This is a genomic window from Streptomyces bottropensis ATCC 25435, from assembly GCF_000383595.1.
GTDB classification, from domain to species: domain Bacteria; phylum Actinomycetota; class Actinomycetes; order Streptomycetales; family Streptomycetaceae; genus Streptomyces; species Streptomyces bottropensis.
In genome coordinates this window covers 1,020,465-1,036,288 of sequence record NZ_KB911581.1, presented here as the reverse complement: position 1 = coordinate 1,036,288, position 15,824 = coordinate 1,020,465, and the positions used below count along the sequence as shown (strand labels likewise).

General features: G+C 71.8%; 15 protein-coding genes. 6 read left to right on the top strand and 9 right to left on the bottom strand.

All coding sequences use genetic code 11. The annotated features are described in order from the left end of the window. Positions 1 to 307: 307 nt before the first annotated feature. Both STRBO_RS43380 and STRBO_RS43660 read right to left on the bottom strand, forming a co-directional pair. Positions 308 to 595 (bottom strand): hypothetical protein, encoded by a 288-nt coding sequence (locus tag STRBO_RS43380; protein ID WP_005481234.1) that lies wholly within the window; start codon positions 593 to 595, stop codon positions 308 to 310. A 40-nt stretch (positions 596 to 635) separates the two neighbouring features. Then, a complete protein-coding gene (locus STRBO_RS43660) occupies positions 636 to 782 on the bottom strand; it encodes a hypothetical protein (RefSeq protein ID WP_005481235.1) in 147 nt (48 codons plus the stop codon). A gap of 265 nt (positions 783 to 1,047) precedes the next feature. Between STRBO_RS43660 and STRBO_RS0104685 the strand changes: the two genes are divergently transcribed. Both STRBO_RS0104685 and STRBO_RS0104680 read left to right on the top strand, forming a co-directional pair. Continuing rightward, complete coding sequence (locus STRBO_RS0104685) at positions 1,048 to 2,721, top strand: RNA ligase family protein (protein WP_005481237.1); 1,674 nt, start codon at positions 1,048 to 1,050, stop codon at positions 2,719 to 2,721. A 6-nt stretch (positions 2,722 to 2,727) separates the two neighbouring features. Beyond that, positions 2,728 to 5,520 (top strand): poly(A) polymerase, encoded by a 2,793-nt coding sequence (locus STRBO_RS0104680; RefSeq protein ID WP_005481238.1) that lies wholly within the window; start codon positions 2,728 to 2,730, stop codon positions 5,518 to 5,520. Positions 5,521 to 5,538: 18 nt separating this feature from the next. Here the strand turns inward: STRBO_RS0104680 and STRBO_RS0104675 are convergent, their stop codons facing one another. The 3 genes from STRBO_RS0104675 to STRBO_RS0104660 form a co-directional block, all read right to left on the bottom strand. Continuing rightward, on the bottom strand, positions 5,539 to 6,366 hold the full coding sequence (locus STRBO_RS0104675) for a hypothetical protein (protein WP_005481239.1): 828 nt from the start codon (positions 6,364 to 6,366) through the stop codon (positions 5,539 to 5,541). Between the two features lie 171 nt (positions 6,367 to 6,537). Next, positions 6,538 to 6,747, bottom strand: coding sequence for a DUF397 domain-containing protein (locus STRBO_RS0104665; protein WP_005481242.1), 210 nt, complete (start codon positions 6,745 to 6,747; stop codon positions 6,538 to 6,540). Further along, positions 6,744 to 7,607, bottom strand: a complete 864-nt coding sequence (locus STRBO_RS0104660) for a helix-turn-helix domain-containing protein (RefSeq protein WP_005481246.1) — start codon at positions 7,605 to 7,607, stop codon at positions 6,744 to 6,746. The genes STRBO_RS0104665 and STRBO_RS0104660 overlap by 4 nt, the downstream gene beginning before the upstream one ends. A gap of 155 nt (positions 7,608 to 7,762) precedes the next feature. Between STRBO_RS0104660 and STRBO_RS0104655 the strand changes: the two genes are divergently transcribed. From STRBO_RS0104655 to STRBO_RS0104640, 4 genes are all read left to right on the top strand, one after another. Continuing rightward, the gene (locus STRBO_RS0104655; RefSeq protein WP_005481247.1) at positions 7,763 to 8,317 is read left to right on the top strand and encodes an ATP-binding protein; all 555 of its coding nucleotides are present in this window, start codon (positions 7,763 to 7,765) and stop codon (positions 8,315 to 8,317) included. Positions 8,318 to 8,477: 160 nt separating this feature from the next. After that, on the top strand, positions 8,478 to 9,356 hold the full coding sequence (locus STRBO_RS0104650; protein WP_005481248.1) for a hypothetical protein: 879 nt from the start codon (positions 8,478 to 8,480) through the stop codon (positions 9,354 to 9,356). A gap of 87 nt (positions 9,357 to 9,443) precedes the next feature. Then, entirely contained in the window at positions 9,444 to 9,791 is a 348-nt protein-coding gene (locus STRBO_RS0104645) for a hypothetical protein (protein WP_020113851.1), read from the top strand. After that, positions 9,788 to 10,045 carry a hypothetical protein gene (locus STRBO_RS0104640; RefSeq protein WP_005481250.1) on the top strand — a complete coding sequence of 86 codons (258 nt, stop codon included), beginning with the start codon at positions 9,788 to 9,790 and terminating at the stop codon, positions 10,043 to 10,045. The genes STRBO_RS0104645 and STRBO_RS0104640 overlap by 4 nt, the downstream gene beginning before the upstream one ends. A gap of 18 nt (positions 10,046 to 10,063) precedes the next feature. On the opposite strand, the gene STRBO_RS0104635 is transcribed toward STRBO_RS0104640, so the two are convergent. The 4 genes from STRBO_RS0104635 to STRBO_RS0104620 form a co-directional block, all read right to left on the bottom strand. Beyond that, positions 10,064 to 11,143: an endo-1,4-beta-xylanase gene (locus STRBO_RS0104635; RefSeq protein WP_005481257.1), complete on the bottom strand. Its 1,080-nt coding sequence runs from the start codon at positions 11,141 to 11,143 to the stop codon at positions 10,064 to 10,066. An 18-nt stretch (positions 11,144 to 11,161) separates the two neighbouring features. Then, on the bottom strand, positions 11,162 to 14,323 hold the full coding sequence (locus STRBO_RS0104630) for a glycosyl hydrolase 115 family protein (RefSeq protein WP_202499721.1): 3,162 nt from the start codon (positions 14,321 to 14,323) through the stop codon (positions 11,162 to 11,164). Between the two features lie 168 nt (positions 14,324 to 14,491). Next, on the bottom strand, positions 14,492 to 15,097 hold the full coding sequence (locus tag STRBO_RS0104625) for a hypothetical protein (protein WP_005481259.1): 606 nt from the start codon (positions 15,095 to 15,097) through the stop codon (positions 14,492 to 14,494). Then, a complete protein-coding gene (locus STRBO_RS0104620; protein WP_005481260.1) occupies positions 15,094 to 15,645 on the bottom strand; it encodes an RNA polymerase sigma factor in 552 nt (183 codons plus the stop codon). Before STRBO_RS0104620 ends, STRBO_RS0104625 begins: the two co-directional genes overlap by 4 nt. Positions 15,646 to 15,824 lie beyond the last annotated feature (179 nt).

The following is a 15,824-nucleotide window of genomic DNA, read 5'->3' as shown; positions in this document are numbered from 1 at the left end:
ACGGAGGCCCCTTGTTCGAGCATCCCTTGTCCGGGAAACACGGCCCTTCCCTCAGCCGTGGGCCGGGGGCAGAAGCCCACCGGGTGCCTGGCCGGCGCCGCACTGACACTTCCCGAAAGATTCCCGTACGTCCGCTCCAGCGCTGCCGTAAGGCAGTTGGGGCGACGAGTACTGTGGGACTCGCTTCCGGTCCTCCCGGCGGGAGGCGCGCAGCATCAACACTCGACCGAGCAACCCCGCTAGTCTGCCATACGGCCCACCGGCTCCGCCAATCGAGCCGGAGAGATTACCCCGAGAGTGACGCACGTCAAACCCGGGAGCCGTCGACGCGGTCCGGGGCGCTGTCCGTGGTGTCGTACGAGGTGCCGTGCGGGGCATCGGCCGGGTCGCTGTCCGGCGAGTCACCCGACGTCTCGGGAAACACGAAGCGGGCTCCGAGGCTGATCGTGCCCAAGGACGACAGCGCCAGCGCGGTGCGTAACCATCTCATTCCCCCGGTCCATTCCTGAGGTACACCGAGCGCCAGCCAGAGACAGACGCAGATTCCGGTGAGCACGAGGGCCGCGCCGACGAAACGGCTCGCTACGAGAGTCATGCACCCATGATCCACAGTCCCTTCACGGGAGCGGCCCGTTTCAGCCGGGCTCCGGCGCATGCCGGCGCCGTATCGCCCAGAGCACCACGCCCAGGACCAGGACCAGCGCCGCAGGCAGCAGCAGGACCAGCGCCGGGGGGACCGTCCCGTGCAGGAGCCAGGCGCCCAGCAGGCCGCCGGCGAACATCGCGGCGAGCGAGGCGCGGGCCGGCAGGGCTCGCCACAGCCGAAATCTGCCTCAAGACGGGACTCGGCACTGCCGGAATCTGCCTCAAGGGGCGGGGCTCACCACTGCGGGATCTGTGTCGCGACGGCACCTGCTTCGCGACGGACCGGCCGCACCGGGGGCCGGTTCTTGACCGGACCCTGAGCCGCCGGTAATCCGCTCGCCCGTCCCCGCCCGCGCTCCTACGCTGATCAGGTACAGCGGCTGTCACGGGGGAACGTTCACGATGCGTACGCACTATCCGCGGACCAGGCATCTGCCCTGGTCCCCCGGCGCCACCGCCGACGATCTCCGGGTCACCGACCTGTCCGGCCTGCGCGGTCGCGAGGTCGTCGTGACCGAGAAGCTGGACGGCGAGAACACCACGCTGTACGCCGACGGCCTGCACGCCCGCTCGCTCGACTCCGCGCACCACCCCTCGCGCACCTGGGTCAAGGCGCTCCAGGCCCGGGTCGGCCACGCCCTCCCGCAGGGCTGGCGGGTGTGCGGGGAGAACATGTTCGCCCGCCACTCCCTCCCCTACGACGACCTGGACAGCTGGTTCTACGGCTTCTCGGTGTGGGACGCGGACGGGAACTGCCTGGGCTGGGACCGCACGACGGCGTTTCTGCGCGGAGTCGGCATCCCCGTGCCGCGTGTGCTGTGGCGGGGCGTGTTCGACGAGCGGGCGCTGCGCGGGCTGCGGCTGGATCTCGGGCGGCAGGAGGGGTACGTCGTCCGGGTCGTGGACGGCTTCGGCGCCGCGGAGTTCGGCGCCCGCGTCGCGAAGTGGGTACGGGCCGGGCACGTGACGACGGACACGCACTGGATGCACGCGGCCGTCGTCGAGAACGGGCTGGGTGCGCGGGCCCCCCTGTGGGCGGTGCGTTCCGGCGCGCCCGCCGACGCCGCCGCGCTGGCGGCGGCCGTCGGGCTGCCCGGCGAGGGCGACCGGGAGGCCGTCGCCCGCTTCGACGCGGCCGGTCGGACGGGTGACGACCGGCTCGTCGGCGTGCTGGCCGCGCTGCTGCACGCCCACGGCCCGGGGGGCCGGCGCGCCCGGGTCGCGGCGCGGCTGGCCGGTGCCGTGGGCATGCCGCTCGCGCGCCGGGTCGCCGACCTGGTCGGGCTGCACCCCGCGCTGCACCGGCCGTACCCGGACGAGGAGCGCCGGGCGGGCCTGGCCCGGCTGTCCCTCGCCGCCGATCTCGGTCTGCTGCACGCGGTCGCCCGCGCCACGGCGGCGACGCACGAGGCGCGCGAGCTGGTGGAGTGGTCGGCCCTGCACGCCGACGAGGTACGGCCCCTGGACGAGGGTGCCGTGCGAAAGGCGTTCGCCGGGCTGTCGCCCGACGCGGCCGTCCGGTGCCGGGCCGAGGCGCGGGAGGCGTACGCGCGGGGGCGCGTCGCGGATGCGCAGGGCGCTGTCGCCGCGACCTGGCGCTGGCGGTCAGGGGCCTATCCCAAGCTGATCCAGCTGGTCGGGCCGTCGGGCAGCGGCAAGAGCACCTTCGCGCGGGGGCTCGCGGGCGTGGACGCGTACATCTCGCTGGACGAGTTGCGTGCGGCGCGCGGCGCGCGCGCCGACCAGCGGGCCAACCCGGACGTGCTGCGCGCCGGGCTGGACCGGCTGGACGGGGCGCTGGCCGCCGGCGGGACGGCGGTGTGGGACGCCACCTCGCTCACCCACCAGCAGCGCTCGCTGGCGCACGCGGTCGCGCAGCGCCGCAACGCGCTGATCACCCACGCCGTGGTCCTGGTGGACGAGGACGAGCTGGTCCGGCGCAACTCCCACCGCGCGCACCCGGTGCCGCCCGAGGTGCTCACCGCCCAGCTGCGCCGTTTCGCCCCGCCGTATCCGGGCGACGCGCACCGCACCTGGTACGTCGGGGCGAGCGGAACCGTCGAGGAAGAGGTCTGAGGAACCGTGCGGACGAGCGAGGAGATCTATCACCGGGTGCGCTGGGACGCGCGCTTCGACCCGGCGCGCTTCGTGTTCGGCGTCCTGCAGCGGGGCGCCGCGCCCAAGCGGGTCCCGCTGCCCGCGTTCGTGCCCGGCGGGGAGATCCCGTGGCACCGGGTGCTGTTCGTCGAGGCGGACGGCGAGGTGGTCTGGGACCGGGCGACGGGTGTGGACCGGATCGACGCGACGGAGGCGGGGCGCGTCCGGGAGACCCGGCTGCTCCGGGCGCCGTTCTTCACGGCGCGCACGCCGCACGCGTGGGACGCAGAGGAGTGGGTGCCCCGGCGCACGCCCGAGGGCGCCGGATACGAGGCCGGCGTGGCAAGCGTGCGGGTGCTGACCTGGAACACCCTCTGGGACCGCTACGACGCCGACCGCATCGACAGCGCCCGGCGCAGGCCGCTGCTGCTGCGGGCCCTGTGCGAGGCCGAGGTCGACGTCATCGCGTTGCAGGAGGTCGAGGCGGAGCTGCTGGCGATGCTGCTGCGCGAGCCGTGGGTGCGGGCGGGCTGGACGCTGGGGACGGACCCGCGCGGGCGGGACGTGGACGGCTGCGGTCTGCTGCTGCTGAGCCGGCTGCCGGTGCGCGAGGCGGCCTTCCACGCGCTGGGCCCGCACAAGGCGGTGACCGCCGTGGTCGTGGAGACCGGCGCACGCCCCCTCGTCGTGGCGGCGACGCATCTGAGCAGCGACCACTCCGCCGACGGAGCGGGTCGCCGGACCGCCGAACTCGCCCGTATGGCCGAGGGGTTCGCGGGCCTGGACGCCGATCTGCTCCTCCTCGGCGACTTCAACGACGGCGGCGACACACCCCAGGCGACGCTCGGCATGCGGGACGCGTGGAGCGAGGCGCACGGTCCGGCCGACATGACGCCGACGTTCGACCCGGGCGCCAACCCCCTGGCGGCGGTCTCGTCCCTGACGGGGCGGGCCTCCCGGCTGGACCGGGTGCTGGTGCGCGGGCAGGGGCTGGAGGTGCGCTCGGCCGAGCTGTACGGGGACACGCCCACGCGGGACGGGCTGTTCGTCTCGGACCACTACGGCGTACGGGCGGAGGTGGGGCCCGGCTCCCCGGCCCCGGCCGCCGCGCGCCTCGACGTACCGACGACCGCCCGTACGGCTCTGGCGTGGCTGCCGCCCGAGGAGCTGTGGCCGCCGCTGCAGGACATCCGCCGTGACCACGACCCGCAGATCCACCGCTGGCCTCCCCATGTGAACGTCCTCTTCGGCTTCGTACCGGAACACGCCTTCGAGCAGGCGGCCTCGGTGCTCGCGGCGTCGATGCCGGCCGCGACCACCCCGTTCGACGTCCGGCTGGAGGGCGTGCACTGGTTCGGCCACCGGGACGACGCGACGGTGTGGCTGGACCCGGCGGCGGCCGGTGAGGGGCCCTGGGCCGAGCTGCACAGCACCCTCGTACGCCACTTCCCGCGCTGCCAGGGCCGTCAGGAGGGGTTCACGCCGCATCTGAGCCTGGGCCGCACCACCGACCCGAACGCCCTGGCCGCCGTCTGCGCGGCCCGGCTCGGCCCCCTGTCGGCCAGGGTCGGCGAGCTGGCGCTGCTGTCGCGACGCGGGGACGAGCCGATGCGCGTGCGGGGGACGGTGAGCCTGGGGACGGGTGAGGTGAGCTGGGCCGAGGAGGAGCCGGTGCTTCACAGGGCCGAGGGGGAGGGGGAGGTCGGCGTCGCCGACCGGATCACCCGCCTCGTCGCCGACGCGTTCCCCGGCGGTGTCGTCCACGTCGTCGGCTCTCGGCGCATGGGCTGCGCTCTGCCCGGCGCGGATCTGGACCTGGTGGCGGCGCTGCCCGGAACAGCTGAACTCACCTCTGTGCAGCGGGAGTTGCGCGAGGCCGTCGACGTGCGCGAGGTGGTCGGAGCACGCGTCCCCGGTCTGCGGCTGCGGCTCGACGGCGTGAACGTGGACCTGGCCGTCGTGGCCACCGGCTCGCTGGACCCGGTGGAGGCCGTGGCCCGCCGGACGGAGCTGGGCGAGGCGGCGGCGGTCGCGCTCAGCGCGGTGAGCGACGCGGAAGCGGTGCTGGCCTCGGTGGGCGGCCACGAGCCGGCCTTCGCCGGGTTGGCCAGGCAGGTCAAGGCGTGGGCGCGGGCGCGGGGGCTGGACTCGGCGCCGTTCGGCGGGCTGCCGGGCCTGGCCTGGTCCGTGCTGGCGGCCCGCACGGTGAGCGAGGCGGGAGACCTGCCGCCGGACGGCCTCCTGAGGCACTTCTTCGCGACGTGGGCGGCATGGGACTGGCGAGAGCCGGTGGGAGGCCCCGGGGGCACCTCCGGCCGGCTCCCTCTCACCATCGTGACGCCCTCGGCTCCGGTCCGCCCCTGCACGGACCAGGTCACCACGGGCATGCGCGACCTGATCACCCAAGAGCTGTTCCGGGCCTGGGAGTTGCTGGAGGAGGGGTCCTCGTGGGCCGACCTCCTCACCCCTCCCCCGCTCCACCGCCGCCACGCCGCCTGGGCGATCGTGACGGTGGGCGGGGGCCCGGCCGGGGTCGCGGACGAGGGCCGGGTGCGGGGCAGGATGCGGGCCCTGGTCACCGACCTCGCCGAGGTGGCCCCCGGGTGCCACGCCTGGCCCCGCCCCTTCACCACGGCCCCCGCCCGCTATGCCATCGGCCTGGGCCCGACCCCGCCGACCGCCGATGCCCTGGCCGCCGTGGCGGACCGTCGGCTACGGGGTCTGGCGGGGGTCACGCTCACGCGGGCGGAGGGCGGCGAGGTGCCGACGCTCCGCTGAACACCTCGGCGGCGAGGGTCAGCGCACGTCGACGTAGTCCGCCGCGCTGGTGGCGACGCCGGTCGTCGAGTTGCCGTAGTACACCCAGCGATAGGAACCGTCGACGGAGGCGGGGACCGTGGCCTTCAGCGCACCGGTGCTGCTGGTGGTGCCCTTCTTGACGGTCTTGAAGCTGTCGGTGCCCTTGGCACGGAACTGCAGGCTGACCGTACGCCCGCTGTAGGCGTTGTACTTCTTCGTGCTCCAGTTCGCCCGGGTCAGCTTGCCCGTGACGGTGACCGCCTTGCCCTTGACGACCGGCTCGGGCGAGGCGTTGGCGGTGACCTTGGCCGCGCGCTTGAGCTGGACGGTCTTGGACCGCTTCTCGTACTCGCCGGCCTTGAGACCGTGGTCCGCTGTCCACAGCCGCAGCGCGACGCCGACTTTCCACGTCGTGGCGTCACTGTTGGAGTCGACGTGTTCCTGGCTCGGGTGCGGGTCGATGTAGAGGTTGCCCTCACAACGGGCGTGCTTGGAGTCGATCTCGTAGCAGGTGTAACCGCCCGGCCCGATGAAGTTCTCCCCGGTGCTGGCCGCCGTCTTCATGGTGCCGCGGTAGAGGAAGGGATACGCGTCGTAGCGAGATGGGTTGGACGTGCTGTACCCGGCGGGCAAGGCGATGTTGAAGGAGAGGGACGGCTCCACCTCCTTCGACGTGCCGACGACGATCGGCTTGCCGTTGTTGATGACGATGTCCGACACGGTGATACCGGTGTCCGCCGCGTGGGCCGCCGGCGCGTTCAGCACCGAGAATCCCAGCGCCCCCACGAGCGTGGCCACCGCGACGGTCCGTCTGCCTGACTTCATTCACACCTCTTCGAACAGATGCCCTACAGGAAGCGGCAGAGTACCAAGAGTGACCCCACGGCGATCGACATCGTCGATGACGACTTCGCCGCGATCACCAAGGTCAGGCCCGGCCTTTCCGCCGTCCGCGGGCAACCGTCGGCCGTCTGATCACCGGGATCCGAGACGCCGTCAGCCCCCGGTCGCGTACGACACGAAGTCCGACCAGGCGGACGGCGTGAGCGCGAGCCGAGGAAGCCGTGTGTCCTTGGAGTCGCGGACGTGGACGGTGCCGGGGGTTATGGCGACCTCGACGCAGGAGTTGCCGTCGTTGCCTCCGCTGTGGCTGCTCTTGAACCACGCCAGCTCCGAGGCATCCCCGGCAGTGGTCTTGCGGATCATGTCTCTCCCAGCAATCGCTCGATGAAGGCCAGCGACTCCCCTGGTGAGAGAGCCTGGGCCCGGATCGTGCCATACCGCAGTTCAAGGATGCGCAGGTGCTTGGGTTCGGAGGTCGGGCGACCGTTGAACGCGCCGTCCGAGCGGCCGACCGCCGTTCCGTCCGGGAACTTCAGCAGTTCGATCCGACCGTCCAGACCGGAGTGGGTGTCGCAGCTCATCGGCATGACCTGAAGCACGACATTGTGCAAGCGCCCCACCTCCAGCAGATGTTCGAGCTGTCGACGCCAGGCCATTGTGCCCCCGATGGGACGCCGCAGGACTCCCTCTTCCAGGACGAAGCTGACCGCCGGAGCCGGCGAACGTGCGAAGACCGACTGCCGGGCCAGACGAGCAGCCACCATGCGCTCCACGTCGTCGGGCGGGTACGGCGGTTGCGCTGCCCCGATCACGGATCGCGCGTGCTCCGGGGTCTGCAGCAGCCCGGCGATGATGTGGCACTCGTACAGAGCGATCTCGACCGCCTGCCCCTCCAGCTTCCCCAGCTCCCGCACCTTCTTCGGGTACCGGACCTTCTTCACGTCCTCCCAGGTGGCCGAGATGAGCCCGCACGCCGTTAGCACCTCGTCGGACTTGTCCAGGTACTCCTGCCGGGGAATCCGCTTCCCGGCCTCGATCTTGTAGACCAGGTCCTCGCCGTACCCGATGGCCACCGCGAAGTCGGCCACCCGCATGCCGACGGCCTCGCGCCTCAGCTTCAGCTGCCGCCCCACGGTCTCGACGACCGCGACGCCCCAGTCATCGTCGGGGTCCACCTCCCAACCCGGCTCGTCCGTCGCGTCCTTGAGCCCGTCCACGTGCATCGCGCACCTCTCCGCCGTACCGCAGTGACTCGACGCCCCCTACCCGTGCAACGGTTCCGGACAGGCTGGACAGCGCCGGACAAGCCCTGGACAGTAACCGTACGTACCGGCGCAGTCACTGTTCACGGTACGCACGCACCGCCACGCTGAGTGACGTGAATACGGAAACCGCCGCCCCTGAGGCCGAACCGCACAGCCCCATCCGCAACTTCAGCGTGCGGCTGTCCCCCACACCACGCGGAGCCCGTCTCGCCCGCCTGCTGGCGACGGAGCAACTGCGCGCCTGGGGGCTGCCGTTGGACCCGGCGCGGCACATCGTCGCCGAGCTGGCTGCCAACGCGGCCACGCACGGGCGGGTACAGGGCCGCGACTTCGGACTCACGCTCTACGTGATCGGCGGCACCCTCCGCATCGAGGTCACGGACACGCGTGGTGAACGGCTGCCCACAGCCCAACGCCCCTCCCCGGACGCCGAGTCCGGCCGGGGCCTCCTCCTCGTCGAGGCGCTGGCCGACCGCTGGGGCACCGCGCCGGGGCTGCCGCCGCGCAAGACGGTCTGGGCCGAGGTCGGCGTCCGACAGGAACCGGAACCCGCGGATGTGTGCTCCGGTGCGACGTGCGGTCTTTCCTCAAAGGACCGGGGAGAGAAAGAACCCGACCAAACCCCACCCCTCCTCCCGCCCGTCAGGCCGTCTCACCCTCGCGGGTGAACATCGCCGACTCGGCTGGATTCGGGGCCGGTTGATGCCCTTACTCTCAGCGCAGCAGGACACCGCAACCGCACACCAATCGCAGACAGACGACGGCCCCCGCCGGGACGGCAATCCCAGTGCGAGGGCCTGACCACCAAGGAAGACGAGACCCTTCCCGATGGATACGCAGAACCCTAGCGCGCCCTCGCGCGCCCACGCCCGGGTTGGCGACAACAACCACCCGAACCGGCAGAGCCACTCCGGCGGCGGTCTGATCCACGACCACACCCGCCACACCGCCCGTTTCACGGTGATCGGCAACCACCTCGCCCAGCACCCGGAGCTGTCGCTCCTCGCGATCGGGCTGGGGGCTCACATCCAGTCGCTGCCGAAAGGCGCCCACGTCGACATCAAGAGCCTCACCGCCCGCTTCAAGGAGGGCGCGAAGCGGATCGCCGCCGCCCTGCACGAGTTGCAGGACCACGGGTACCTGCGCCGGGAGCGCGTACGCACCCCCGGCGGCCGGATCGTCACCCGCACGATCTCCTGCAACCAGCCCGGCCGCACCCAGGCGGAGGACGAGCCCGTACGCCGGGACGACGTACGCCGTAACAGCGCGCCCCGGAAGGAGAAGGCACGCCGCAAGCCGCTCCCCGCCGTTCCCCAACCCGCCTACCGCTCCCCCACCCTCCTCCAGACCGCCACCGACCTCCTCGCCGACCTGCGCCGCACGGACCCCCGGCTGCTCCTCTCAGCCTGCGACACCGCCCATCTCGCCCCGGGCGTGGCTGCCTGGCTGGAGCGCGACCTCACCCCCACCGCCGTACGACACGCCCTGACCGGCGGCCTCCCGAACGAACCGCTCCACCGCCCGGCCGCCCTCCTGGCCCACCGGCTCACGGACCGGCTGCCACCCCTGCCGCCGTTCCGCGCCCCGGCGTCACCGCCACTCGTCCAGTACGAGGTCACGAACTGCGACGGATGTGACCGCGGCTTCCGGGGCCCGAAGGGAAGCCGCTGCCGTGACTGCCGGGAATCCTTTCCCGACGTTGCCTGACACGCCGTTCTCCGACTACGAGAGGCACAGCCATCCATGGCTCACGCAACGCGGATAGCCTGTCCGGGGCACTCCCTGGAGGACACCATGAGCACTCAAGCCGACCACGGAAACGAGCTGATCCCCCGCCCTGAGCCGACCCCCGACGCGTTGCGCGCGGCCCTCGCGGTCGTAGACCCCAGGCGTCTTGAGGAGATGCAGGCCACGAAGGACGAGGCCTTCGCCAAGGCGGTCGAATGGCAGTCCCTCAGCCCTGTGCAGAGCTGGGTCCTGGTGTGGGCCAGAGACATCGAGATCGCCCGCCGCCCTGACCTGTCCTCTCGGCACGCCCGCGCGAAGAGCAACCTGGAACACGAGGATCCGGTCATCGCCCGGGAGGCCCTCCGGGAACTGAGCACCGTCCTGGACGAAGCGATGAAGGCAGTGCGCGGGTGAGCTGGAAGTGGGAGTACGCCTTCGGGGCGGAGGAAACGGCCCGTACGGCTCCCGCCGAGTTCCTCGCCGAGGTGGAAGTGAAGGCGGACGAGCTGGTCAGGGCCGCCGAAGCGCTCCACATCCACGGCCGGGCCCATGACGGGATCGACCCGAAGGGCGGCGACATCATCGTCTCCGGAGGCATGTTCACCTACCAGCTCGTCGTGCGCAGCGAACGCGTCTACATCGTTCAGATCACGTACCTGGGCTTTTGAACCCCATACGGCGCTCGCTCACCGCCCCGCCGCCAGCCCCTCCCGCAACGCCCCGTACGCTGCCTTCCGCCCGTACTCCTCGTCCATCGGCGTGGCCGAGCCTTCGCCGTCGAAGACCCCCGGCACCCATGAGTACTTGTCCGTGAAGCCCCACACCGTGAACGACGTGCAGCTCCGCGCCCCCAGGCAGGCGTCCAGCAGCCGCCGGTAGTAACTCGCCTGAGTCGCCGCCTTCGTCTCGTCCACCGGCAGGATCATCCGCACGTCCACCTCCGTGAACGCCGTCCGCATCCCCAGCGCCCCGAAGCGGGCGAGGTTGTCCGCCACCTGGCCCGGGAAGCCGTACTGGATCGCCAGATGCCCCTGCGCACCGAACCCCTGCACCGGCACACCCTCGGCACGCAACCGCTTCGCCAGTTCGTAGTACGCCGTGGACTTCGCGTTGACGCCCTCCACGTTGTAGTCGTTGAGGAAGAGCTTCGCCTTCGGGTCGGCGGCGTGGGCCCAGCGGAAGGCGTCCGCGATGTATGACGGCCCCAGCTCACGCAGCCAGATCGAGTTCCGCGGGCTGCCGTCCTCCTCGAAGACCTCGTTCACCACGTCCCACTGCTGGATCTTCCCCTTGTACCGCTTCACCTCGGTGGTGATGTGCTTGCGGAGGATGCCGCGCAGCTCGGCCGGGCCGATCGACCCGTCCGTCACCCCGGCCGTCAGCCAGGCCGGCAGCTGGCTGTGCCAGACGAGGGTGTGGCCGCGGACGACCTGCCCGTTCGTGCGCGCGAAGCGAACCAGGTCGTCGGCGGCCTTCCAGTCGTACACACCGCGCTGCGGCTCCACCGACTCCCACTTCATGACGTTCTCGGCGGTCACCGAGTCGAACTCACGGACCGTCGTCCTGCGGTACGTCCGGTCGGCCGCGAGGGCCGCCATGTCGACGGCCGTCCCGATGCGTACGCCGGCGCGGTCGGCGAGCGCCCTCAACGACGGGCCGGAATGAGGCCCGTGCGCCGAGGCCGGGTGCACGGCCACGGCCGTGGACAGCAGCGCTCCGGCGAGGATCCCGAGCGCGGGCAGGCGAAGGCGGTTCATGTACGTCATCTGTCTCCAGGTCCCTTCTCAGATCCGGTGGCTCTCCAGCGGCCCCAGATACGTCGGTGTCAAACCACCCGTGTCGATCACCAGCCGCTGCAGCACCACGGTCGGATCGACCATCCAGAACGTCAGCCGGTGCACCCCGGGCCCGGCGATCGCGTGCCGGGTCACCGTGACGCTCACGTTGTCGGAGGTGTTGCGCGCCCACTGCTTGTTCATGAGCCCGTCGTCGGCCCCGGTGACGGCGTTGATGTCGACGACCTGGGGTTCCGCCCCGTCGAACGACACCCCGTAGCGCAGGCCGCCCGTCGCGAGCGTCGGGTTCCTCGGCGAGACGTACGCCCGGACCGTCACCTCGTCCACGGCCGACAGCAGCCCGACCTCGTACTCCAGCCGCGGCCCCGAACCGCCCGGCGTCTGCCGGGGCGCCGTCACGGGCCACGGCGTCACCCCCGCCCCCGTACGCCCGATCCGCTCGATCCGGCGCCAGCCCACGCGCCCGTCGCGCGAACCCACCGCCCGCGTGTGGTGCTCCGCGTCGATCGCCACATAGCCGCCCGCCTCGACGAACCCCCGCAGCTTCCGCGCCTCCCGCTCCGACGGCTTCTCCGCGACGGCCTTCACCGCGACCGAGGCCCCGGCCCCGCTCACCGTCAGTGAAGCCTCGGCGCCCCCCGCCGGCACCCGCCCCCAGTCCACCCGGACCCCGACCCGCACCTGCTCCTCCACCTGCCCCCGCGGGCGCTCCACCACCAGCCAGGGTGCCGACGACTCGATCCGGTACGAGAAGGGCGTGCGCCCCCGGTTGAAGATCTCCACGTACTGCTGGGGCCTGGTCTGGTACGGGCTGAACACCGGCAGCACCGCCTCCACGGCGGACCGGGGCCACCACTCCCCCGCGTCGTCGCCCCCGTCGACCGCCACCCCCAGCTCCGCCGCCACCGGCACCTCGATCCGCCGCACCCTGGGGAAGATCTCGTCCGGCAGTGCCACGTTGTTCCGCTCCGGCTGCTGCCACCCGGCGTTCGGGCCGTAGCGCTCCACGTCCCCGTAGCCGATGTGCGGCTGCGTCTGGAAGCCCCGCCACTTCCCGCCCGCCACCTCGGAGTTGAAGCGCTCGGCCAGCGCGAGGTCGCGTGCCAGTCCCGCCTCGGCGGCCTCCGCGCGGCCGTTGGCCGCCGCCCGTCCCTGCCGTGCGTACAGCAGGTTCTTGAACTCCGCCTCCCGCAGCTCGTACAGGTTCGCGGTGGCCGCCACCTCGTATCCGACCAGTTCGAACCACGCGTCCCGCACGGCCGCCGGCAGTCGCCGCCCCACCCGGTCGGCCCGCTTCGCCAGCGCCCGCCACTGGGCCGTGACGCGTTCCAGCTCCCGGTGGCCGAAGAAGAACGGTGTCGCCTGGTCGTCGTAGACGATCGCCCGCTCGTCCTTCGTGGGGTCCTTCGTCTCGTCGAGGGTGATCCGGCGGTTGAGCAGCTCGGGCTTGCGACGGGCCTGGAGCTGCCCGTAGGCGGCCAGCACCTCGGCGATCTCCGCCGCCGCCTGCGCGCCGAAGTTCTGCCGCGCGAACCCCCGCTCCCACTCCTCCAGGTCCTTCGATCCCCAACGGCCCGGATTCCAGGCGTAGTTCAGGAAGAACTCGGTCGGCAGCTCGTTCCCCTTCAGGTCGCCGACGTTCACCACCCACAGACCGTGGTTGCCGTACGCGTCGGCCTGGTGCAGCTGCTCCCACAGATTCGCGAGGTTCGCCGTGTCGACCCACTTGTAGTTGCGCCCGACACCGACGTAGTCGAAGTGGTAGTACAACCCGTAACCCCCGGGCCGTACGGGCTCCCCCGGGTCCGGATGCCTGCGGATGTTCCCCCAGTTGTCGTCCGTGAGGACGACCGTGACGTCGTCCGGAGCCCGCAGCCCCCGGTCCCAGTACCGCTGGACCTCCTTGTAGAGGGTCCACACCTGCGGAGTCTCCCGCACCGGGCGGCCGGTCACCTCGGCGATGATCCGCCGCTGGGTGTCGATGATCTCCCGCATCAGCTCGATGCCGTCGCCGTCCGGCAGGCTCGTGTCGCCGTTGCCCCGCATGCCCAGCGTGACGACGCCCTCGAAGTCCTCGTCGACCATGCGCCGGATGCCGTCCCGCCAGTACGCCCTGATGGCCTCGGCGTTCCGGCGGTACGACCACTCCCCGGTACCCCCGTAGGGGTCCCGCCCGGGGGTCACCACCTTGCCCGCGCCGTCGCGCACAGCGGGGATCGCGTGGCGGTTCCACTCCTCGATCCCCCGCATCATGGGCGCCTCATGCGACGTGCCCATGACAATCCCATATTCCTTGGCCCGCGCGTGGTTCTCGGGGTCGTCCTCGGCGAAGGCCCGCCCCCACACCGCCGGCCAGACGTAGTTCCCCTTCAGCCTCAGCAGCACCTCGAAGACCTTCGCCCAGAAGTCCGCGTTGAAGCCACCGGGGTGCCCCGGCGCCTTCCCGGGCCCGAAGTACGCCGGCGCCCACGTCCCGAGCGCCGGGTTCTCGTCGTTGATGAAGACGCCCCGGTACTTCACGGCGGGCGTGCCCTGACTGAACCGGCCCGGCCGTACGTACACCGCGTCCCGGCGGACCGGCGGCACGTCGTCCCACCAGTACCAGGGCGAGACGCCGAGGCCGTACGAGACGTCGTACGCCCCGAAGATGGTGCCGCGCGGATCGCTGCCGGCGATGACGAAGGCCCGGCGCACCCCCGGCATCGGCCGCTCGACGACCGTCTGCAGCGAGGTCTCCCACTTCCCCCGCACCCCGTCGACGCCCAGTTTCCCGGCGGCGATCAGCCCGTCGATCAGCGGACTCCGACCGATGGTCCCCACCAGCACGATCTCGGCCGCCATCTGACTCCCCGGCCGTACCCCGGTCACCCGCTCGATGTCGTCCCGCAGATCCCCCGCGACCCGTACGACTCCGGGGTGATCCTCCGGGCTGACCACCACCGGGGCACCGACCAGCGCGAACGCCCTCGGCACGGGCGCGAAGGAGAGGTACGCGCCGGGGTCGGTGACCCGCGGCCCGCCCGGCACACCCCCCGAGGCCATGTCCTGCGCCGACGCCTCCTCCGCCCCCGCGACCCCCGGCACGGCGGGCACCACGGCGAGCCCTGCACCCGCTCCCAGAACGGTTCTCCGACTGACGTCCGCGGACATGCCACACCCCTCGACCGGTCATCCCGAAGGCTGAATTTGCTCAGCGCCATGACAAATGGTGGAGGGAGTGAAGCGAGGGGACAACGGGTCGAACGCGCCGAATAGTTTCGAAGCCTGCCGCTAGACGCCGGAGGGCCCGTACGGTCGATGCCGTACGGGCCGCTCGGCCTACTTCTCCTCGAAGGAGTCCCTACGGGCGCCGCTCCCGTCCCAGGGCACTTCCCGGCAGGGCTCGGCCCGCCCCTTGAACCCGACCACGGTCGAGGCGGGAGCGCGGTCCCCCGCCCCCCATTGCGGCAACTCGAACACCAGGGAGTCACCAGGGCGCAGGGTGAACGCATGGTGTGGCACCACCTCAGCGGTGCCACGCGACGGCCCCACCACCCAGCCCGGCTGATAGGCCTCACCACGAAACCCCGCGCAGACATAGCCGTTCCTCGGCTTGTCGACGGTCACGCTGATGCCTTCGGCACGCAGCCGCTCGCTCAGCTCCTTCTGGTCGTCGCCGCTCAGCCCGATCTCCTTCATGCTGACCGTGACACTGCCGTCGTCGTTCCGCTCCACCGCGTACGCCTGCGCCCCACCGGTCGACGACGGCAGCGCCACCACCACACCCGCCGCCGCGACGCACGCCGCGAGGGCGACGAGCGCACGCCGGGTCGTGATCGTCCGGCGGTTCACGGGCTCGGGCACGTCCTCGGCCCGCAGCGCGATCTCCCGCCGGAGCTCGTCCAGCAGCCGGTCCTCGAAGGTCTTCGTCGTCCTCGTGGTCATGCCTCTCCCCCTGCGTAGCTGAGCCCTGCCGGATGATCACTGCCCACCGCCGCCGAGCGCAGGGCCCGGCGGGCCCGGTGCAGCCGTACGCGCGCCGTGACCTTGCGTATCCCCAGCGCGGTGGCGGCCTCGGTGACGCTCAACTGGTCGACGGCGACGAGTTCGACGACCGCACGCTCGCCCTCGGGGAGCCCTTCCAGCGCGGCCAGCGCCCGGCGCCCCGCCGCCTCCGCGTCGAGCTTGTCCTCCAGCCGGCCGATGTCGTCGGCCTCCAGCAGCCGCCGCCCGGCGATCCGGCCGCCGAGCACGCTCTGCCGCGCATGGCGCCGAACCTCGGCCGCGACCACGTTGCGCGCGATGCCGTACAGCCAGGCCGTCTCGCTCCCGAGGTCGGGGCGGTAGGCGCGGGCGGAGTCGATCACCGCGAGGAAGGTCTCGGCGGTGAGATCGGCGACGGTGTGCGGGTCGGTGACCCGCCGGGCCATGAAGCGGGTCACGGCGTCGACATGACGGCGGTAGAAGACCTCGAAGGCCGCCGGATCGTACATGCCTCCCGGCGGACCGCCACGGCTTCTGCTGTCCGGTGCCAAGGTGCGTACCTCCCGTGGTCGGTCGTGCTGTCACTTGTACTTGGACCGGCGAGGGAAAGGCGTTACAGGAAGGACGGAGAGACAGAAAGCCAGGGAAACAGAAAGCCAGGGAAACAGAAGAGGCCCGTACGACCGAA

Bases quoted from the DNA above. Each gene is read 5' to 3' on its own strand.
- STRBO_RS43380 (WP_005481234.1), bottom strand. From the start codon at position 595: ATGACTCTCGTAGCGAGCCGTTTCGTCGGCGCGGCCCTCGTGCTCACC.
- STRBO_RS43660 (WP_005481235.1), bottom strand. From the start codon at position 782: ATGTTCGCCGGCGGCCTGCTGGGCGCCTGGCTCCTGCACGGGACGGTC.
- STRBO_RS0104685 (WP_005481237.1), top strand. From the start codon at position 1,048: ATGCGTACGCACTATCCGCGGACCAGGCATCTGCCCTGGTCCCCCGGC.
- STRBO_RS0104675 (WP_005481239.1), bottom strand. From the start codon at position 6,366: ATGAAGTCAGGCAGACGGACCGTCGCGGTGGCCACGCTCGTGGGGGCG.
- STRBO_RS0104665 (WP_005481242.1), bottom strand. From the start codon at position 6,747: ATGATCCGCAAGACCACTGCCGGGGATGCCTCGGAGCTGGCGTGGTTC.
- STRBO_RS0104660 (WP_005481246.1), bottom strand. From the start codon at position 7,607: ATGCACGTGGACGGGCTCAAGGACGCGACGGACGAGCCGGGTTGGGAG.
- STRBO_RS0104650 (WP_005481248.1), top strand. From the start codon at position 8,478: ATGGATACGCAGAACCCTAGCGCGCCCTCGCGCGCCCACGCCCGGGTT.
- STRBO_RS0104645 (WP_020113851.1), top strand. From the start codon at position 9,444: ATGAGCACTCAAGCCGACCACGGAAACGAGCTGATCCCCCGCCCTGAG.
- STRBO_RS0104635 (WP_005481257.1), bottom strand. From the start codon at position 11,143: ATGACGTACATGAACCGCCTTCGCCTGCCCGCGCTCGGGATCCTCGCC.
- STRBO_RS0104630 (WP_202499721.1), bottom strand. From the start codon at position 14,323: ATGTCCGCGGACGTCAGTCGGAGAACCGTTCTGGGAGCGGGTGCAGGG.
- STRBO_RS0104625 (WP_005481259.1), bottom strand. From the start codon at position 15,097: ATGACCACGAGGACGACGAAGACCTTCGAGGACCGGCTGCTGGACGAG.
- STRBO_RS0104620 (WP_005481260.1), bottom strand. From the start codon at position 15,645: ATGTACGATCCGGCGGCCTTCGAGGTCTTCTACCGCCGTCATGTCGAC.